Source organism: Paraburkholderia sp. BR10141 (assembly GCF_056155635.1).
This window is the reverse complement of record NZ_JBMIQH010000003.1, coordinates 376,876-394,166: the sequence shown is the minus strand read 5'-3', so window position 1 is coordinate 394,166 and position 17,291 is coordinate 376,876. Positions and strand designations below refer to the sequence as shown.

Genomic DNA, 17,291 nt, shown 5'->3' with positions numbered 1-17,291 from the left:
GGCTCTGATGAAACGGCGCGGCACGCATCGCCGCGCTTTGAAGCCCGCTGCAACAGCGTGGCCGGTCGCCCCGGCCGGCCACGCCCGAATGGACGGAATTATTGATGAACTCTCCTCTGCCCACAACTGAACAGGTTTCCCGGGAAGGGCTCGTGCCCGATACGCACGCGCCGCTCGCCCACGCTCGTGGCAAGCCGCGGTTCAATCCGGTCAAGATTGCGCCGTACCTCTTTCTCGCGCCGTTTTTTCTGCTGTTCGCCGTGTTCCTGGCCTTTCCGCTGCTGTTTTCGCTGTATCTCTCGTTCCAGAGTTGGGACGCGACAGCGGGTCTGGCGAGCATGAAGTGGGTGGGCCTGTCGAACTTCACCTTCACGCTGACGGACCCGTGGTACTGGAAATCGCTCTACAACACGGCTTCGATGGCGGTCATGTCCGGCGTGCCGCAGCACCTCATTGCGCTGCCGCTGGCGTTCTTTCTGCAAACCGCATTTCGCCGCTGGCGCAATTTCGTGGTCGGGCTGTATTTCCTGCCTTTCATCACGTCGAGCGTGGCGATCGCGCTAATCTTCTCGTCGCTGTATTCGACCGACTTCGGCATGATCAATCTCGCGATCGCCGAGATCGGCAAGATTCCGGGGCTGCACTGGATCGTGCCTTCGAAACCGATCGAGTGGCTGTATAACCCCGCGAACGTGAAGCCGGCGGTTTCCGTCGTCGTCTTCTGGCGCTACGTGGGCTGGAATACGGTGCTTTATCTGTCCGCGCTGCAAACCATTCCGAAGGATCTCTACGAAGCGGCGCGCATCGACGGCGCCAATGGCTGGCAACAGTTCACGCGCATCACGATTCCGCTTCTCAAGCCGATGATCTTCTTCGCGGTCACGCTTTCGATCATCGGTGGGCTGCAACTGTTCGAAGAGCCGTTCATCCTGCTCCCGAACGAAGGCATGGGCACAAGCCAGTCCGGCCTGACGACGGCGGTCTACATGTATCGCACGGCATTCCACGACGGCGACTTCGGCACGGCCAGTTCGATTGCGTGGCTGCTCTTTATCACGATTTCCGCGCTGATGTGGCTCAACACGCGCATTTTCCACCGCAGCGGCATGAAAGAAGAGGCACAGCGATGAAACTGTCGAAAAACAAGGCGCGTTATACGGGCTACGCCGTCGTGCTGGCGGGCGCGGTGCTGATGTTCTCGCCGTTCTGGTTCATGTTCGTCTTCGCTACACATACGAGTTCCGAAATTTTCTCGATGCCGCCGCCGCTGTGGTTCGGCAACGCGTTTCTCGACAACATGGCGTCGCTCATGCGTCACATTCCGTTCTGGCGCAATCTGGGCTGGAGTTTTTATACGGCCACGATCCAGACCGTGCTGACCCTGCTCGTCACCTCGATGGCCGGTTACGCGTTTGCGATGTATGAATTCCGCTTCAAGAAGACGCTCTTTGCCGTCGCGCTCACGGCCATGCTGGTGCCGCCGTTCCTCAGCATGATTCCGACCTTCATGACAATGAATCTGCTCGGCTGGATCAATCAGCCGCGCGCGCTCTACGTGCCCGGCGCGGCTGCCGCGCTCGGCGTGTTCCTCATGCGCCAGTACATCGCATCGGCCATTCCGTCCGACCTGATCGAGGCGGCGCGCATCGACGGCTGCGGCGAGTTCCGCATCTACTGGAGCATCGTGCTGCCGCTGCTTGGGCCGGCACTGGGCACGCTCGGGCTCATCAGCTTCATTCAGGCCTGGAATAACTTCCTCTCGGCGCTCGTGGTGCTGCGTTCGCCCTCGATGTACACGCTGCCCCTCGCGCTGCGCATTTTGCAAAGCCCGACCAATTCGGACTGGGGCGCGGTAATGGCAGGCTCGGCGGTCGCCGTGGTGCCGTTGCTGGTGCTGTTCGCTTTCAGCTCGCGGCGCTTGATCGACGGTTTGACGACCGGCGCGGTCAAGGCCTGAGTTTCGCTTCGTTCATTTCATGCCGCTCGAGCAAGAGCGGATACGACTATTCAGGATACCTACCGTTATGTCGACGTTTCAATTCAAGGAAAATTTCGTCTGGGGTGTGGCCACCAGCTCGTATCAGATAGAAGGCGCAGCCCGTGAGGACGGCCGTGGCGAATCGATCTGGGACACGTTCTGCCGCGTGCCCGGCAAGGTCGTGAAAGGCGAAAGCGGCGACGTGGCCTGCGATCACTACCATCGCCTCGAGGAAGATCTCGATCTGATGGCGCAAATGGGCGTCAACGCCTATCGCTTTTCGATTGCATGGCCGCGCGTGCAGCCGGATGGCCGCGGCGCGTACAACGAAAAGGGCCTCGCGTTCTACGAGCGTCTGGTCGACGGCTTGCTCGAGCGCGGCATCCAGCCGTTCGCGACGCTGTATCACTGGGACTTGCCGCAAGCATTGCAGACGGAGCAAAACGGCTGGGAAAGCCGCGATACGGCTTATCGTTTCGCCGACTACGCCCGCAAGATCGGCAGTGTGCTGGGCGACCGCGTGGCGTCGATCGCCACGCACAACGAGCCCTGGTGTACCGCATGGCTCGGCAACGCAACGGGCTACTTCGCGCCGGGCAATGCCGACCTGAAGAAGGCTGCGCACGTGGCGCATCATCTGCTGCTTTCGCACGGCCTGGCCGTTCAGGCCATGCGCGCCGATGGTGTGAAGGCGCCGCTCGGCATCGTGCTCAACCAGTCGCCGGCACACGGCGCGACCGACGCGCCTGAAGACCTCGCAGCCGCATCGCTCGAATATGCGAAGTTCGTCCGCTGGTACATGGACCCGATCTTCAAGGGCGAATATCCGGCCGAAGCGCTGCAATGGTATGGCGCGAACGGCCCGCAAGAGGTGATTCGCGAAGGCGACTTCGACATCATCGGCACGCCGCTCGACTTCCTCGGCATCAACTACTACACGCGTATCTTCGCGAGCGCTTCGGGCAACAAGCGTCCACCGGGCGTGCACGGCTTCACGGACATGGACTGGGAAGTCTATCCGGAAGGTCTGACCGAACTGCTCACGAAGCTCAATGCCGAGTACAAGCTGCCGCCGATCTTCATCACCGAGAACGGCTGCGCGTCGAAAGACGTGCTCGAAAACGGCCGCGTGCAGGACACCGACCGCATCCGTTTCCTCGATCTGCACCTCGCCGCATTGTCCGAAGCCGCACGACAAGGCGTGGACGTGGCCGGCTATTTTGCATGGAGCATGCTGGACAACTTCGAATGGGCGTCCGGTTACGACAAGCGCTTCGGCATGGTGTACGTCGACTACGAGACCCAGAAGCGGACGCTGAAAGACAGCGCGCACTGGTATGGCAAGGTCATCGCGGAACATGCCGCCGCCGATCAAGCGTACTAAGGAGGACATAACAATGGGCGAACTCGTATTGCGCAACGTCGTGAAGACGTATGGCGAAGGTCCGCAGATCATTCAGGGCATCGATCTTCATATTCCTGATGGACAGTTCACGGTATTCGTCGGGCCGTCGGGTTGCGGGAAGTCGACCATGCTGCGCATGATCGCCGGGCTCGAGGAAGTGAGCGGCGGCGACATTCTGATCGACGGCCTACGCGTGAACGATCTGCAGCCTGTGGACCGCGGCGTGTCGATGGTGTTCCAGAGCTACGCGCTCTACCCGCATATGACGGTTGCGGAGAACATGGGCTTTTCGCTGAAGCTCTCGGGCAAATCGAAGCGCGAAGTACGCGAGGTCGTGGGCCGCGCTGCCGAAATCCTGCAGATCACGCACCTGCTCGAGCGCAAGCCGAAGGCGCTCTCGGGCGGCCAGCGGCAGCGCGTCGCGATTGGCCGCGCGATCGTGCGCAAGCCGCGCGTCTTTCTGTTCGACGAGCCGCTGTCGAATCTCGACGCGGCGCTGCGCGTGCAGATGCGCATCGAACTCGCGAAGCTGCACCGCGAACTCGGCACGACGATGATTTACGTCACGCACGATCAGGTCGAGGCGATGACGCTCGGCGAGCAGATCGTGGTGTTCAACAAGGGGAACATCGAGCAGACGGGCGCGCCGCTCGATCTGTACGACCGGCCCGCGAACCGTTTTGTCGGCGGCTTCATCGGTTCGCCGCAGATGAACATGCTCGGCGCGACGGTCGTGTCGCAAAACGGCGTGCAGACCGTCCTCGCGCTTGCGGGAGCGAGCCACCGTATCGCGTTGTCGGGCCGCCCGGATCGCGCACTCAATGGCGAATTGACCCTGGGCGTGCGCGCGGAACACTTGAGCATCGGCTTCGCGGACGAAGGCATCGCCGCTCGCGTTGAGCTGGTCGAACATCTGGGCGATGTCTCGATCCTGCACGCGCGTCTCGACGGCATGGCGCACGCCGTCGCGCTCAAGCTCGACAAGAAGGACGCGCAATACGAGGCGGGCGCGCGCGTGGCCATCAAGGTGGCCTCGTCCGCGGTCACGCTGTTCGATGCGAAAGGCGACGCGGTGGCGTTCGAGCGTCCCCAGGTGGGAGAGCACGTTCAAGCCGTCGTTTGACGTGCCGGTTTGGTCGGGGAAGAGTGCCATGACGAACAAAGGGTCGAAGGACGATTTCGCGTCCGCTGTCAATGCGCGCAGCAGGCAGGCCGCGACGTCCGATGAAACGCGCGATGTGACGGAGAGGGAGCGCGAGTCGCAACGCGACCGCCAGGAGAAACGGCGCGAGCCGCTGCATGCGTTTATCGTTCATTTCGACGCGGAGCCTGCGACGAAGCCGCCGCCGGATGAGCCGGACCAGCGAGTGTGACGATATGGGGGCAGGGATGATTATGAGTGTCGCGAATCGGCGTTACGACTTTTCTTGCCGCCCATTTAACGTTAGCCGGAACGGTACTTTTTTGCAGTACCCTGTGGCCAGCTTTCCAGGCGCTCTTTCCTTACTGGGCCGGGATCCGGCGCGGTTTACGCGGACTCCGCGTCGATTCGCCAAGCCCAGGTAAACCACGCATGGCGGCGCCGGAAGCGGGCATTTAACATGAATTAACGTTAAGGGTAACGTTATTATGTTTCTGCTTAATCGATGGTCTGCAGCAAAGGTAATCACCTCCCCCAACGCTCCGCTTTCCTGCGGCAGCGTCCGTATCGGCAAGCGAAGCGTACACCGCTACTCGCGCATATCCGCCGGCAAGCAACACACCCTGTTGTCGTGCCTCGCGGGTCGCTCGATCACAACTCGGGCTGCTTGACGGGCATCCATCAGACAGACCGATTATATGAAAGCGCAAGGGCCGCGGGGCGGATTCGGGCGAAACATGTTACCGGTAAAAACCCGCAGTTCGTTGGTGCGAGATATACCGGTGCAGGGCGTAGTTCAGGCAGGAAACGGTTGGGCAACGCCGATAAAGAGCCATTGGGGTGCGAAGCGCAATTTCGTTGCGTGCGCAACGACCCGATGCAATAAAAATCCGATAGAATTTTGATGGGTGGAGAGCGTCATGGAAAAGCGAGTATCCAAAGCCATTTTCAAGTCCCGCGCCTGCGAGCTGTTCCGCCAGGTCGAAACGCTGGGCGAAACCGTCGTCGTGACGGACCGGGGACAACCCACCATTGAAATCCGGCCGTATCGCAGCAAGACGGAGAATCCGCTCGAGCTGCTGCGCGCGTCGATCACGCATTTCAATCTCAAGCACGCGCTTGCACCGGTTCCCGCCGAGCAGGAAGAGTAATGATCACGCTCGACACGCTTGCGCTCGTGTGCTGGCTCGGCAAACAGAAAGCGCTGAGTCAGGCCGCGCACGATGCGATCGACCGTGAACTCGACGGCGGCGAGATCCTCATTTCAGCCATCAGCGCGCTGGAAATCGCGGAGTTCGTGAAGGCGGGCAGCCTGGGGCTTTCCATGGATGCCCGTAGCTGGCTCTCGACGTTTCTGAAGCTGGATGGCGTGCGCCTGATTCCGGTCGATTCGGAAATTGCGTTCCGGGCGGCGACGCTGCCGCCCGCGCTCACTTCGCATCAGAGGCTGATCGTTGCGACCGCCCGCACGCATGGCGGCGCGCTCGTGACCTCCGATGCGAAGGTGCGCGCCTCGACTTACGTCGAAACGATCTGGTGACGCGAGCGGCGGTGGCGCGCTCGCACCGGTCCGGTCGAGTCGCGCACCACCAGCTCGGCAGGCAGCGTGATGCGCTGCGAAGCGGCGTCGATGCCGGCGATCTGCGCGAGCAGCGTATTGACCGCCGAACGCGCCATTTGCTGAAACGGCTGGCGAATCGTAGTGAGGGCAGGATGAAACTGCTCGGACATGGGGATATCGTCGAACCCGATCACGGAAATGTCGTCGGGCACGCGCAGGCCTGCTTCCCTGACTGCGGCGATCACGCCGAACGCGCTCTGGTCGTTGGCCGTGAAGATCGCGGTGGGTGGATCGGGGAGATTGAGCAGGTCGAACGTGACGTCGAACGCCATCATTTGCGAGAGGTCGCCCGCGGCGACCAGCGCGTCTTCACGTGGCAGGCCGAGCTTGGCGAGGGTGTCGCGATAGCCGCGCTGGCGGTCGCGCACGCCTTCGATGGTTTCGTCGCCGGCGAGAAACGCAATGCGCTTGTGGCCGAGTTCCGCGAGATGCTCGACCGCGAGACAGGCGCCGCCGTAATTGTCGACGGACACTGAAGGAAAGCCCGTGAGCGTGCCGCGCTGATCGACCACCACTACGGGCACTTTGGCCGTGGCGAGGGCTTCGAGGCAGAGCGATTCGCGCGGCAGGATGGCGAGAATGCCGTCGGAAAATTGCTGGATCAACCCGAGCAGGTCGTGATGCGTATGGCGGTCTTCGTCGAACACGGTGTACACGAGCATTTCCATGCCCGCGCCGCGTGCCGCGCGGCCCGCGCCGAGCACCAGTTCGCTCGAGAACTGCGTGTCGAGCGTGGGCGTAATGATGCCGATGATGCCGTTGCGGCCGCCCGAGAGTTTCTGGGCGGTGCGGTTCACGACATAGCCGATGTCCGAAGCGATTCTCAGTACTTCGTCGCGCGTTTCGCGCGACACGCCCGGGCGTCCATTGAGCGCGCGCGACGCGGTCATCTGCGACACCCCGGCAAGCTTGGCGACGTGCTCAAGCGTTGGAGTTTGCCTTGCCATGCGTGGTGTGGGCTTACGAGAGGTCATGTCTGCGAAGACTCGCTCGTGACTCGCTGGTTACTCCGCGGATGGGCCGCTCGTCACGTTAGCGATACCGTTTGTGTGCTGGTTATTCTATCAGATGCGCGCTTGTGCAACCGTCCCCGTGCGTACCACCCTTGCGCAGGGCGCAAGCTCCCACGGGGGCTCACCAGGAAAATCCCGCATAGCCGTAGTTTGAGTCTCGGCTTAACATCCACTAACGTTAAGGCTAACGTTAAACCCGCAGATAACTCAGGTAGCTCTCAAAATTCCTAAAGAGGGGACACAAACATGGCGTACCCAGGTTTCTCCACGGCGCGGGCCATTGCCGGCGCCACGGCACTGCTGTTTTCACTGTCTGCAGTCGTTTCGAACGCCGTTGCGGCGGAATCCAAAACCATCACGGTATGGGATCAGCAGACCAATGCGTCGTCGAGCAAGATCATCCGTGACGCGTCGGACCGCTTCGAAAAGGCCGATCCGGGCTACAAGGTCGAGAATTCGCACGTCCTGAACGAGGCGTACAAGACGAAGCTGAAGGTGGCGTTCGGTGCGAACCAGCCGCCGTGCGTGTTCGAGAACTGGGGCGGCGGCGGCCTGCAGGAATATGTGAAATCCGGTCAGATCGTCGACCTCACGCCGTACCTGAACAAGGACCCGGCGTATCGCAACCGCTTCATGCAGTCGTCGTGGAGCGTCACGACGTTCGGCGGCAAGACCTACGGTGTCGCTGCCGAAAACGCCGCGGCCGCCGTGATCTTCTACAACAAGGAAGTCTTCAAGAAGTACGGCATTACGCCGCCCAAGACGTGGGATGAACTGATGCACGTCGTGGATGTGCTGAAGCAGCACAACGTGGCAGCGTTCTCACTTGCGAACAAGAACAAGTGGACGGGCTCGATGTACTACATGTACCTCGTCGACCGTATCGGCGGTCCGCAAGTCGTGAGCGACGCGATCGCAGGAAAGGGCAAGGGCTTCGAAGATCCGGCGTTCATCGAAGCCGGCAAGCGCATTCAGGAACTCGTGAAGGCGGGCGCGTTCGCGCCGGGCATCAACGGCCTCGACTATGACTCGGGTGCATCGCGCCGTCTGCTGTATACGGGCAAGGCCGCGATGGAGCTGATGGGCGCCTGGGAAGCTTCGACGATCGCCAACGAAAATCCGACGTTCTCGAAGGATCTCGACTTCTTCCCGTTCCCGAGCGTGCCGGGCGGCAAGGGCGACCCGCGCGACCTGATCGGCACGGTGGGCGATGGCTTCCTGAGCATCTCGACCGAGTGCAAGACGCCGGAAGCTGCATTCAAGCTGATCCAGTCGCTGACCGACGACCAGGCGATGCAGGCGCGCGCGTCGGATGACCACAAGCTTCCGCCGGTCAACAACGTCAAGATCGACGATCCGTTCACGCAGCGTCTGCAGCAACTGCTTGCCGCGGCGCCGAGCGTGCAGCTCTGGTACGACCAGGCTCTGCCGCCGGCGTTGGGCGAACTGCACAAGGACACGACGCAGGCGCTGTTCGGTCTGTCGGTGACGCCTGAGGCGGCCGCGCAGCAAATGGAAGCCGCTTCGAAGAAGGGCGGTTGATCTCCAGCACTCAGGAAAAGTCCGGCTGGCGCCGCAAGGCGCCGGCCGGCAGAAAAGCTCGTGAATATTGCACTTTCCGCTACACCCGAACGCCGGCTGAAGCTCTCCTCGCAAACGCTCGTCACGGTCGTGTTTCTCGCGCCGGCGCTGCTGCTGCTGGCCGTGTTCCTGCTTTACCCGCTCGTTTCCAGCTTGCGGCTGTCGCTGCTCGACTGGAATGGTCTCGGCAATACGGCCCGCTATACGGGGCTCGCGAACTGGGCGCGGCTCGCCCATGACACGGTGTTCTGGCAATCGCTCAAGAACAACGTGATTCTCGCGCTCGCCTCGATTGTCATTCAGCTTCCTGTCGCGCTGGCGCTCGCCGTGCTGCTGGAAAAGGCCGGCCGTGGCTCGCGCGTACTCAAGGTTCTCTATTTTTTGCCGCTGCTCATGTCGAGCGTGGCGATCGGCGTGCTGTTCAAGCAGATCTACGATCCGAATTTCGGACCCCTGAATGTCGCGCTGCAGGCATTCGGGCTCGATGGTCTCGCGAAGGACTGGCTGGGCGACCCGCACTTCTCGCTGGGCGCGACCATCGCCGTGATCATCTGGCAGAACGCGCCTTTCTACATGATTCTGTTCCTCGCCGGCCTCTCGTCGATGCCGGCCGAGGTTAACGAGGCAGCGCTGCTCGACGGGGCTTCCGAGTGGACCATCTTCTGGCGCATCAAGCTGCCGCACCTGCAGGGCACGGTGCGCACGGCCGTGATCCTTTCCGTGCTCGGCTCGCTGCGTTACTTCGATCTCGTCTTCGTCATGACCGGCGGCGGCCCCGAGGGCTCGTCCGAGGTGATGGCCACCTACATGTATCGCACGGTGTTCAGTTCGTTCCAGCTCGGCTACGGCAGCACCGTCGGCTCGGCGATGTTCCTGATCGTCATCGCAGTGGCGGCGGTGTCGATGTACTTCACGCGCCGCTATGCAACCGAGGTCTGAAGCATGATCAAAAAATTCCGCTTTCCCCGTGTGACGATTCCGATCCTCGCGCTGATCTGGCTGGCCGTCACCACGGTGCCGTTCATCTTCATGGTGGTGTCGAGCGTCAAGAGCCAGGAAGAGACCTTCACGACATCCGTGTGGGCGCCGCCGAGCCACCTTTACTGGGGCAATTACGCGGCCGTGCTGAAGGGGCCGTTCTTCACATATTTCCGCAACAGCCTGTTCACGGTGGGCGTGTCGGTCGCGCTGATCGTCGTCATCAGCGCGATGGCGGCCTATGTGTTTGCGCGCATGCGCTTCAGGCTGAACAAGCTGCTCTTCGGTCTCGTGGTGGCGGGCATGATCGTGCCGCTGCATGCGACGCTGGTGCCGATCTACCTGCTTACGCGCAACCTCGGTCTTTACGATACGCAGTTCGCGCTGCTCGGCCCCTATGTGGCGCTCAGCCTGCCGGTGTCGATCTTCATCCTGACCGAGTTCATGCGGCAGATTCCGCGCGAGCTCGAAGAAGCCGCGCAGCTCGACGGCTGTAGCCCGTTCCGCATTTTCTGGCGTATTTTCTTCCCGCTTTCGGGACCGGGGCTCGCCACGGTGGCGATCTTCAACGGCATTGGTCTCTGGAACGAATTCATCTTCGCGTACATGCTCACGTCGACGTCCGAGCACCGTACGCTGCCCCTCGCGATCTGGGACTTCATGGGGCAATACGCGTCGAACATACCCTCGATGCTTTCCGTTCTCGTGCTCACGTCGTTGCCGTTGATCGTCGCTTACGCGTTCGGTCAGGAGCGCGTGATCAAGGGGATGATGGCCGGCTCGCTCAAGGGCTGATTCAGGTCTGATTCGCACCGCTAACCGAACTTCGCATAAAACGATATGGCAAGCATTTCCCTCAACAACGTACAGAAGGCCTACGCGAGCGGCAACGCGGTGATCCGCGACGCCAACCTCGAAGTCGGCAAGAACGAGTTCTGCGTGTTCCTCGGCCCGTCGGGCTGCGGCAAGTCCACGCTGCTGCGCATGATCGCCGGACTCGAATCGATCACCGACGGCGAACTGCGCATCGACGGTGAACGCATGAACGAGGTCGAACCCGCGAAGCGCAAGGTCGCGATGGTGTTCCAGAACTACGCGCTTTATCCGCATATGAGCGTGTACGAGAACATGGCATTCGGTCTGCGTCAGGCGAAAATCGACAAGGCCGTCATCGACAAGAAGGTGCGCAGCGCGGCTGCCGCACTGCAGCTCGATAGCTATCTCGAACGCCGCCCCGCAGCGCTTTCGGGCGGCCAGCGCCAGCGCGTGGCGATCGGGCGCGCGATCGTGCGCGAGCCGGGCGTGTTCCTGTTCGACGAGCCGCTTTCGAACCTCGATGCGGCGCTGCGCGTGCAGACGCGTACCGAAATCGCGCGTCTGCATCGCGAGTTCAGCGAGGCGAGCGCCGTGTATGTGACGCACGATCAGGTGGAAGCCATGGCGCTGGCCGATCGCATCGTGCTCCTGCAGGCCGGCGATCACATGGAGCGCCACGGCAGCGTTGCGCAGGTGGGGGCGCCCCTCGATCTGTATCACCATCCGAAGAGCCGGTTCGTCGCGGGCTTCATCGGCTCGCCGAAAATGAACTTCTTCGCAGGCACGGTGGTGGGTGGCGACGATGGCGGCGTGGACATCGACCTGCAAAGCGGCGAGCGCGTGCGTGCGCGCGTGGACGGCTCGCGTGCGCGCGCCGGCATGAAGGTGACGCTCGGTGTGCGTCCGGAGCATCTGCGTGTGGCCGGCGATGCACGCAACGAACAGACGCTGGCGTGCCGCGTGAAGCTCGTCGAGCACATGGGCGAGCACAGCTACATCCACGCAACGCAGACCGGCTCGGGCGCGGCGACACTGATCGCCAAGGTGCCCGGCGACAGCGCGTTGACGCACGATGAAGTGGTCAAGCTTGCGTTGCCCGCCGAGGCATGCCACGTGTTCGACGATCACGATATGGCGCTGCGTCGTCTCATCTAAGCCGGGCGCCGCTTTCGCCGCGCGCCCGCCAACGCCATTTTCAAAAGCACAACTAAACGGACGGCGAAACATCAGCGCCGTCTCGTGCAATACCAGGGAGTGAAGCAATGTCGCTTGAACACACCACAGAGATTCCGCTTTACCGCCGCTCCGACGCACCGACCGCGCAGCGCGTGGCGGATCTGCTCGCGCGCATGACGCTCGATGAAAAAATTGCCCAGCTTCACGCCGCGTGGCTGGTGCTTTCGGCCGACGGCGAGCACAAGGCGCGCAGTATCGACTTCGCGCAAAGCGCCAACAGCCTCACGGTGAACCAGATTCTCGAACACGGTCTTGGACAGATCACGCGTCCGCTCGGCACCCACACGGTCGATCCCAAAGAGGGCGTGCGTGCGCTCAACGAACTGCAGCGCAAGATGGTCGAAGATACGCGCCTGGGTATTCCCGTCATGTCGCACGAGGAATGTCTCGTGGGCCTGATGATCAAGGACGCCACGCTGTTTCCCTCGCCGCTGAACTACGCGGCGACGTGGAACCCGGATCTCGTGGGCGAAGTGGGGCGCGTCATCGGCGAGCAGGCACGCTCGATCGGCTGCCACCAGGGCCTGGCGCCCGTACTCGACGTGTCGCGCGATCCGCGCTGGGGCCGCACCGAAGAAACGCTCGGCGAAGATCCGTATCTGGTGGGCGTGCTCGCGTGTCACTACGTGAACGGTCTGCAAGGCGAGCGCCGCGACGTGCTCGCCACGCTCAAGCATTTCGTCGGCCACTCCGCGAGCGAAGGCGCCCGCAATCATGCGCCCGTGCACGTCGGACCGCGCGAGTTGAACGACGTGTTTCTGCTGCCGTTCGAAATGGCGGTCAAACTCGCGCACGCGGGCTCGATCATGCCGGCGTACCACGATATCGACGGCGTGCCCTGCCATGCGGACCGCACGCTGCTGCACGATACGCTGCGCGAAAAGTGGGGTTTCGAGGGGCTCGTCGTTGCGGACTATGCTGCCGTCGACCTGCTCTACAGCCATCACGCGGTGGCGCACGACAGCGCGTCGGCGGCGGCGCTCGCGTTCAATTCGGGACTCGACGTCGAGTTGCCGGGGCACGAGTGTGCGGTCCATCTGAAAGAAGCGCTCGATCGCGGCGAGATCACCGAAGCGACGATCGACACTGCGGTGTCGCGCGTGTTGAGCACGAAGTTCCGCCTTGGCCTGTTCGAGAATCCGTATGTGGACCCCGAGCGCGTGGACGTGAAGGGCACGGCGGCGGCCGATACGGCTTATCAGGTCGCGCTCGAATCGGCGGTGCTGCTGCGCAATGAAGGCGGCGTGCTGCCGTTGAACGCCAATGGCGCGCAAACAATCGCGGTGATCGGCCCGACCGCCGACGACCCGCTCGCGCTGCTCGCCGGCTACAGCTTTCCGGTGCACCTCATCAACTCGGGCGAGCAGTCTGTCGCGTCGATCGCCACGCCGCTGGGCGCACTGCGCGCGCTGCTGGGCGATTCGCGCGTGCTGCATGCCAAGGGTTGCGACATCATCAAGACCCGCCGTGCGGGTGCGCCGGTTTTCCCGGGCGACGTGTCGCTCGACCTGAGCGCCGACGCCAACCGCGACGAACTGATCAGCAAGGACACCGATGCGATTCCCGACGCGGTCGATGCTGCGGGAAAAGCGGACGTGGCCGTCGTATTCGTCGGCGATCTGGCGGGCTTGTTCCAGTCCGGTACGGTGGGCGAAGGCTCCGATACGGACAGCCTGGAACTCCCGGGCGTGCAACTGCAATTGCTCAAGGCCGTAGTCGAGAGCGGCACGCCTACGGTCGTCGTGATGACGGGCGGCCGCCCGTACAACCTCGGCGGCCTCGAAGATCGCATTGCCGCGCAGATCATGGCATTTGCGCCGGGCGAGCGCGGCGCCGAGGCGCTTGCCGATCTGCTGGTGGGTCGCGCCGGGTTCAGCGGCCGCCTGCCGCTCTCCGTGCCGAAGAGCGCAGGAGCGGTGCCGTATGTGTACAACCATCGCCTCAAGAGCGCGGGCACGCCGATCGCCTACCACTTCGGCAGCCGCTATCCGTTTGGTTTCGGCCTCGGCTACACGCAGTTCCGTTACGGCAGTCTCGCGGTGGCGCAACACGAAGTCCCGCTCGAAGACGGCACCGTCGAACTGAGCTTCACGGTCGAGAACACCGGCTCGCGCGACGGCACGGAGATCGTGCAGATCTACGTGCGCGACCAGCATGCTTCGACGGCGCGGCCGGTACGCGAACTCAAGGCGTTCGCTCGTGTGCCGCTCGCGGCAGGCGCGCTCACTCGCGTGAACGTGAAGCTGCCCGTCGATATGTTCAATTTCACCGACGTACGCGGTGAGCGCATCGTCGAGCCGGGCAAATTCGATCTGATGGTGGGCAGTTCGAGCCGCGATATCCATCTGAGCGGCACGGTCACGGTGGTGGGCAATGCCGCGCGCACGCTCCCGCGCGACTGGCGCATGCTGAGCGCCGTCGAAGTCGTCTCGTAAGCGAAAGGGAAGCGGCAGGTCAGGGCGGCGAGCCATTTGCGGCTCGCCGCCCTGTTTGGGTTCTGACAAGTCAACACTGGAATATTTGATGTCGTACGCAATCTATCCGAGCCTGGCGGACAAAACCGTCGTTATCACCGGCGGCGGCAGCGGGATCGGCGCCGCGGTCGTGGAGGCATTCGCGCAGCAGGGCGCGCGCGTGTTTTTCCTCGATGTGGCCGAAGACGATTCGCTCGCGCTTCAGGAAAAGCTTCGCGGTGCGAAGCATCCGCCGCTGTTCAAGCGCTGCGATCTGTGCAGCGTGGACGCGATCGAGAGCGTGTTCGCGTCGATCGTCGATGCCGCGGGCCCGATCGACGTGCTCGTGAACAACGCGGGCAACGACGACCGCCATGATATTGGCGAGCTGACCGCGAGCTACTGGGACGGGCGCATCGCCGTCAACCTGCGCCATCAGTTCTTCTGCGCGCAGGCCGCCGCGCGGGGCATGCGCCAGGCGGGGCGCGGCGTGATCCTGAACTTCGGTTCGGTGTCGTGGCACGTCGCGTTGCCGAACCTGCCGATCTACCTGACCGCCAAGGCCGGCATCGAAGGTTTGACGCGCGGCCTCGCGCGCGACCTGGGCGGCGCGGGTATTCGCGTGAACTGCATTATCCCGGGCGCCGTGAAGACGCCGCGGCAGATGAACCTGTGGCAAACGCCGGAGAGCGAGGCGAAAGTCGTCGCGGGGCAGTGTCTGCAGCTGCGCATCGAGCCCGAGCACGTGGCCCGCATGGCCTTGTTCCTCGCATCCGACGACGCTTCGCGCTGCTCCGGGCGCGATTACTTCGTCGACGCGGGATGGTACGGAGAATGACGATGCCGCATCCCGTGTGCGTCTGGCCGATCGGCGCCGAGCTGGCCGAAGGGCCGCTCTGGCAGGCCGCGGAAAACGCGGTCTATTTCGTCGATATCAAGGGCCGCCGGATTCATCGCTTCGTGGTCACGACCGGGGAGCGCACGACGTGGTACGCGCCCGACCAGGTCGGCTTCATCGCGCCGCTGGGCGACCGGGCTTTCGTGTGCGGCCTGCCTGACGGCCTCTATCGTTTCGACGCCGTGAGCGGGGAATTCGACAAGCTGGTCGATGTCGAGCCGCATCTGCCGGGCAATCGCCTCAACGACGGTTTCGCCGATGCGCGCGGGCGCCTGTGGTTCGGCTCGATGGACGACGCCGAGCAAGCGCCGAGCGGCACGCTGTATCGAGTGGACGCAGGCGCGGTGTTGAGCGCGCAGGACAGCGGCTACGTGATCACCAACGGTCCGGCCATGAGTCCGGACGGCCGCACGCTCTATCACAACGATACGATGCGTCGCGTCGTGTATGCGTTCGATGTCGCCATTGACGGCACGCTCTCTCGCAAGCGCGTCTTCACCGCAATTGCCGGCGACGGGCACCCGGACGGCATGGCGGTGGACGCAGAGGGCTACGTGTGGGTCGCACTGTTCGGCGGCTGGCGCATCGACCGTTATTCGCCCGAAGGCGAACTGGCCGGCCAGATCGCGTTTCCGTGCGCAAATATCACGAAACTCGCGTTCGGCGGGGACGATCTGCAGACCGTGTACGTTTCCACCGCGTGGAAGGGGCTCACGGCAGCCGAGCGCGAGAAGCAGCCGCTGGCGGGCGGCCTGTTCACGTTCCGCTCGCCGGTGCCGGGGCAGGCGCCGGGAAGCTGTGCGGCGGCCTTCGCACGGTAGGGAGCCTCGACCCCAGCCTCGACCCCAGCCTCGACCCTATAGGACCAAAGTCCGATGGTCGGCGCGTCCTGCAGTGTTAGGCTCCGAGAACACACGCCATGGTCCCGGACCGGCGCAGCAAGCGTGGCACCTGATCGTCTCAAGGGGACTACCATGCTCTACCGATCGAATACGCGCATTGCGTTCGCGCGCTGCCTGGCGCTCTCAGTCGTAGCATGCGGCTTCTTTGCGGCCTCGGTACCCCTGTGCCGCGCGGCTGACGAGGACGCCTCTGCTGCCTCGGAGGCCATGCCAGCCGGGGCCTCCGTCGACACGGAAAGCGGCACCATCAGTTTGATCGATCAGAAGAATGCACTCATCGTCGTGACCGTGCCGGGTCACGACGACCTGAGCTTCAATGTGAAAGATCACCCCGATGTGCTTAAGGTCATCCGGGTCGGCGACAAGCTGACGACCCACTACATGGAGCCGTACGTCACCGGATTGACGCCGGCCGAGGGCGCGGCGGTGACGCGCCTGAGCCACACGGCAAAGGTGACCCAGCACTCCTCCGGCGCCGACCAGGAAAACTTCCAGGTACTCCGGGTCTTCAGCGGCGTGGCGCAAGTCACCGGCGTCGACCGCAAGCTCAACCTCCTGACCGTCGTCGACAAGTCCGGCACTGCCCGTTCCATTCGGGTCAGCCGCCCGGATCTGATCGAAGTGATGCAGTCCCTCAAGCACCATAGCCACGTGCGGATCAAGTACGAATCCGAGATGACGATCATCGTCGCCCGTTAGCGGATACGCTGTGGGACGCCCGTTTCTTCCGGACCTAAAAGGTGGTGAGTGCAATCGGACCGATAATTCTCGCCGATCACGTGAAGTCAATCAGCTACCTCAAGAGTGAAGCCGCGTAAATCGTCAAGGATCTGACCGATTCAGGGGAGCCGCTCATCATCACGCGGAAACGCTTCGCTAATGCAGGCCCTGCTGGTGAAGTACCGCGTCCTGCCGACCGCGCGGATCGGTATCGATGAGCTGAGAAGCTACATCGTCCGCGCATCCGGATGGGAGACCTGGCGTCAGACGTCGGCTCAACTCCAGGACACCATTGCGCAGACCCGCGAGTTCCCGGAGAGCGGCCATGTGCCTGCCGAACTCGATGGCTTTGTCGACGACACTTTTCGACAGATGTTTTCGGGCAAGAACCGGATCATCTATCAGGTCGACGACGACACCGTTTTTATTCACCTCGTGATCGACACGCGACGCGACCTGCAAGCGCTTCTCCATAGAATCGTGCTCCGCTTGATGTAAATTGCATGGGCGCAGCGTATCGAATACCGTGGCCGTGTCTCGCCGGGCGCG

General features: G+C 62.9%; 17 protein-coding genes. 16 read left to right on the top strand and 1 reads right to left on the bottom strand.

Going from position 1 to position 17,291, the window contains the following annotated elements; translation table 11 throughout:
* Window positions 1–104: 104 nt before the first annotated feature.
* From ACOJB8_RS06470 to ACOJB8_RS06440, 7 genes are all read left to right on the top strand, one after another.
* The gene (locus ACOJB8_RS06470) at window positions 105–1,130 is read left to right on the top strand and encodes a carbohydrate ABC transporter permease (protein ID WP_069262211.1); all 1,026 of its coding nucleotides are present in this window, start codon (window positions 105–107) and stop codon (window positions 1,128–1,130) included.
* Window positions 1,127–1,957 carry a carbohydrate ABC transporter permease gene (locus ACOJB8_RS06465; protein WP_342948221.1) on the top strand — a complete coding sequence of 277 codons (831 nt, stop codon included), beginning with the start codon at window positions 1,127–1,129 and terminating at the stop codon, window positions 1,955–1,957. Before ACOJB8_RS06470 ends, ACOJB8_RS06465 begins: the two co-directional genes overlap by 4 nt.
* A gap of 67 nt (window positions 1,958–2,024) precedes the next feature.
* On the top strand, window positions 2,025–3,362 hold the full coding sequence (locus ACOJB8_RS06460; RefSeq protein WP_342948220.1) for a GH1 family beta-glucosidase: 1,338 nt from the start codon (window positions 2,025–2,027) through the stop codon (window positions 3,360–3,362).
* Between the two features lie 13 nt (window positions 3,363–3,375).
* Window positions 3,376–4,506, top strand: a complete 1,131-nt coding sequence (locus ACOJB8_RS06455; RefSeq protein WP_342948219.1) for an ABC transporter ATP-binding protein — start codon at window positions 3,376–3,378, stop codon at window positions 4,504–4,506.
* Window positions 4,507–4,534: 28 nt separating this feature from the next.
* Window positions 4,535–4,756: a hypothetical protein gene (locus ACOJB8_RS06450; RefSeq protein ID WP_069262208.1), complete on the top strand. Its 222-nt coding sequence runs from the start codon at window positions 4,535–4,537 to the stop codon at window positions 4,754–4,756.
* A 688-nt stretch (window positions 4,757–5,444) separates the two neighbouring features.
* Window positions 5,445–5,675: a type II toxin-antitoxin system Phd/YefM family antitoxin gene (locus ACOJB8_RS06445; protein ID WP_069262207.1), complete on the top strand. Its 231-nt coding sequence runs from the start codon at window positions 5,445–5,447 to the stop codon at window positions 5,673–5,675.
* A complete protein-coding gene (locus ACOJB8_RS06440) occupies window positions 5,675–6,064 on the top strand; it encodes a type II toxin-antitoxin system VapC family toxin (RefSeq protein WP_133183964.1) in 390 nt (129 codons plus the stop codon). Before ACOJB8_RS06445 ends, ACOJB8_RS06440 begins: the two co-directional genes overlap by 1 nt.
* On the opposite strand, the gene ACOJB8_RS06435 is transcribed toward ACOJB8_RS06440, so the two are convergent.
* Complete coding sequence (locus tag ACOJB8_RS06435; RefSeq protein ID WP_069262205.1) at window positions 6,043–7,092, bottom strand: LacI family DNA-binding transcriptional regulator; 1,050 nt, start codon at window positions 7,090–7,092, stop codon at window positions 6,043–6,045. The two genes, ACOJB8_RS06440 and ACOJB8_RS06435, sit on opposite strands and share 22 nt — an antisense overlap.
* Window positions 7,093–7,404: 312 nt before the next feature.
* Here ACOJB8_RS06435 and ACOJB8_RS06430 point away from each other — a divergent pair, with 312 nt between their 5' ends.
* From ACOJB8_RS06430 to ACOJB8_RS06390, 9 genes are all read left to right on the top strand, one after another.
* On the top strand, window positions 7,405–8,700 hold the full coding sequence (locus ACOJB8_RS06430) for an extracellular solute-binding protein (RefSeq protein ID WP_069262204.1): 1,296 nt from the start codon (window positions 7,405–7,407) through the stop codon (window positions 8,698–8,700).
* A 60-nt stretch (window positions 8,701–8,760) separates the two neighbouring features.
* Window positions 8,761–9,678 (top strand): carbohydrate ABC transporter permease, encoded by a 918-nt coding sequence (locus ACOJB8_RS06425; protein ID WP_342948218.1) that lies wholly within the window; start codon window positions 8,761–8,763, stop codon window positions 9,676–9,678.
* Window positions 9,679–9,681: 3 nt separating this feature from the next.
* The gene (locus tag ACOJB8_RS06420) at window positions 9,682–10,512 is read left to right on the top strand and encodes a carbohydrate ABC transporter permease (RefSeq protein WP_069262203.1); all 831 of its coding nucleotides are present in this window, start codon (window positions 9,682–9,684) and stop codon (window positions 10,510–10,512) included.
* A gap of 45 nt (window positions 10,513–10,557) precedes the next feature.
* Complete coding sequence (locus ACOJB8_RS06415; RefSeq protein WP_342948217.1) at window positions 10,558–11,688, top strand: ABC transporter ATP-binding protein; 1,131 nt, start codon at window positions 10,558–10,560, stop codon at window positions 11,686–11,688.
* Window positions 11,689–11,795: 107 nt separating this feature from the next.
* The gene (locus ACOJB8_RS06410) at window positions 11,796–14,204 is read left to right on the top strand and encodes a glycoside hydrolase family 3 N-terminal domain-containing protein (protein WP_342948216.1); all 2,409 of its coding nucleotides are present in this window, start codon (window positions 11,796–11,798) and stop codon (window positions 14,202–14,204) included.
* Window positions 14,205–14,292: 88 nt separating this feature from the next.
* Window positions 14,293–15,060: a D-xylose 1-dehydrogenase gene (gene xylB / locus ACOJB8_RS06405; protein WP_069262200.1), complete on the top strand. Its 768-nt coding sequence runs from the start codon at window positions 14,293–14,295 to the stop codon at window positions 15,058–15,060.
* A complete protein-coding gene (locus ACOJB8_RS06400) occupies window positions 15,057–15,941 on the top strand; it encodes an SMP-30/gluconolactonase/LRE family protein (protein WP_342948215.1) in 885 nt (294 codons plus the stop codon). Before xylB ends, ACOJB8_RS06400 begins: the two co-directional genes overlap by 4 nt.
* A gap of 153 nt (window positions 15,942–16,094) precedes the next feature.
* The gene (locus tag ACOJB8_RS06395) at window positions 16,095–16,721 is read left to right on the top strand and encodes a hypothetical protein (RefSeq protein WP_069262198.1); all 627 of its coding nucleotides are present in this window, start codon (window positions 16,095–16,097) and stop codon (window positions 16,719–16,721) included.
* Window positions 16,722–16,901: 180 nt separating this feature from the next.
* Window positions 16,902–17,240 (top strand): type II toxin-antitoxin system RelE/ParE family toxin, encoded by a 339-nt coding sequence (locus tag ACOJB8_RS06390; protein ID WP_342948214.1) that lies wholly within the window; start codon window positions 16,902–16,904, stop codon window positions 17,238–17,240.
* The last annotated feature ends 51 nt before the right edge of the window (window positions 17,241–17,291 follow it).

Bases quoted from the DNA above. Each gene is read 5' to 3' on its own strand.
- ACOJB8_RS06470 (WP_069262211.1), top strand. From the start codon at position 105: ATGAACTCTCCTCTGCCCACAACTGAACAGGTTTCCCGGGAAGGGCTC.
- ACOJB8_RS06465 (WP_342948221.1), top strand. From the start codon at position 1,127: ATGAAACTGTCGAAAAACAAGGCGCGTTATACGGGCTACGCCGTCGTG.
- ACOJB8_RS06460 (WP_342948220.1), top strand. From the start codon at position 2,025: ATGTCGACGTTTCAATTCAAGGAAAATTTCGTCTGGGGTGTGGCCACC.
- ACOJB8_RS06455 (WP_342948219.1), top strand. From the start codon at position 3,376: ATGGGCGAACTCGTATTGCGCAACGTCGTGAAGACGTATGGCGAAGGT.
- ACOJB8_RS06450 (WP_069262208.1), top strand. From the start codon at position 4,535: ATGACGAACAAAGGGTCGAAGGACGATTTCGCGTCCGCTGTCAATGCG.
- ACOJB8_RS06445 (WP_069262207.1), top strand. From the start codon at position 5,445: ATGGAAAAGCGAGTATCCAAAGCCATTTTCAAGTCCCGCGCCTGCGAG.
- ACOJB8_RS06440 (WP_133183964.1), top strand. From the start codon at position 5,675: ATGATCACGCTCGACACGCTTGCGCTCGTGTGCTGGCTCGGCAAACAG.
- ACOJB8_RS06435 (WP_069262205.1), bottom strand. From the start codon at position 7,092: ATGGCAAGGCAAACTCCAACGCTTGAGCACGTCGCCAAGCTTGCCGGG.
- ACOJB8_RS06430 (WP_069262204.1), top strand. From the start codon at position 7,405: ATGGCGTACCCAGGTTTCTCCACGGCGCGGGCCATTGCCGGCGCCACG.
- ACOJB8_RS06420 (WP_069262203.1), top strand. From the start codon at position 9,682: ATGATCAAAAAATTCCGCTTTCCCCGTGTGACGATTCCGATCCTCGCG.
- ACOJB8_RS06415 (WP_342948217.1), top strand. From the start codon at position 10,558: ATGGCAAGCATTTCCCTCAACAACGTACAGAAGGCCTACGCGAGCGGC.
- ACOJB8_RS06410 (WP_342948216.1), top strand. From the start codon at position 11,796: ATGTCGCTTGAACACACCACAGAGATTCCGCTTTACCGCCGCTCCGAC.
- xylB (WP_069262200.1), top strand. From the start codon at position 14,293: ATGTCGTACGCAATCTATCCGAGCCTGGCGGACAAAACCGTCGTTATC.
- ACOJB8_RS06400 (WP_342948215.1), top strand. From the start codon at position 15,057: ATGACGATGCCGCATCCCGTGTGCGTCTGGCCGATCGGCGCCGAGCTG.
- ACOJB8_RS06395 (WP_069262198.1), top strand. From the start codon at position 16,095: ATGCTCTACCGATCGAATACGCGCATTGCGTTCGCGCGCTGCCTGGCG.
- ACOJB8_RS06390 (WP_342948214.1), top strand. From the start codon at position 16,902: ATGCAGGCCCTGCTGGTGAAGTACCGCGTCCTGCCGACCGCGCGGATC.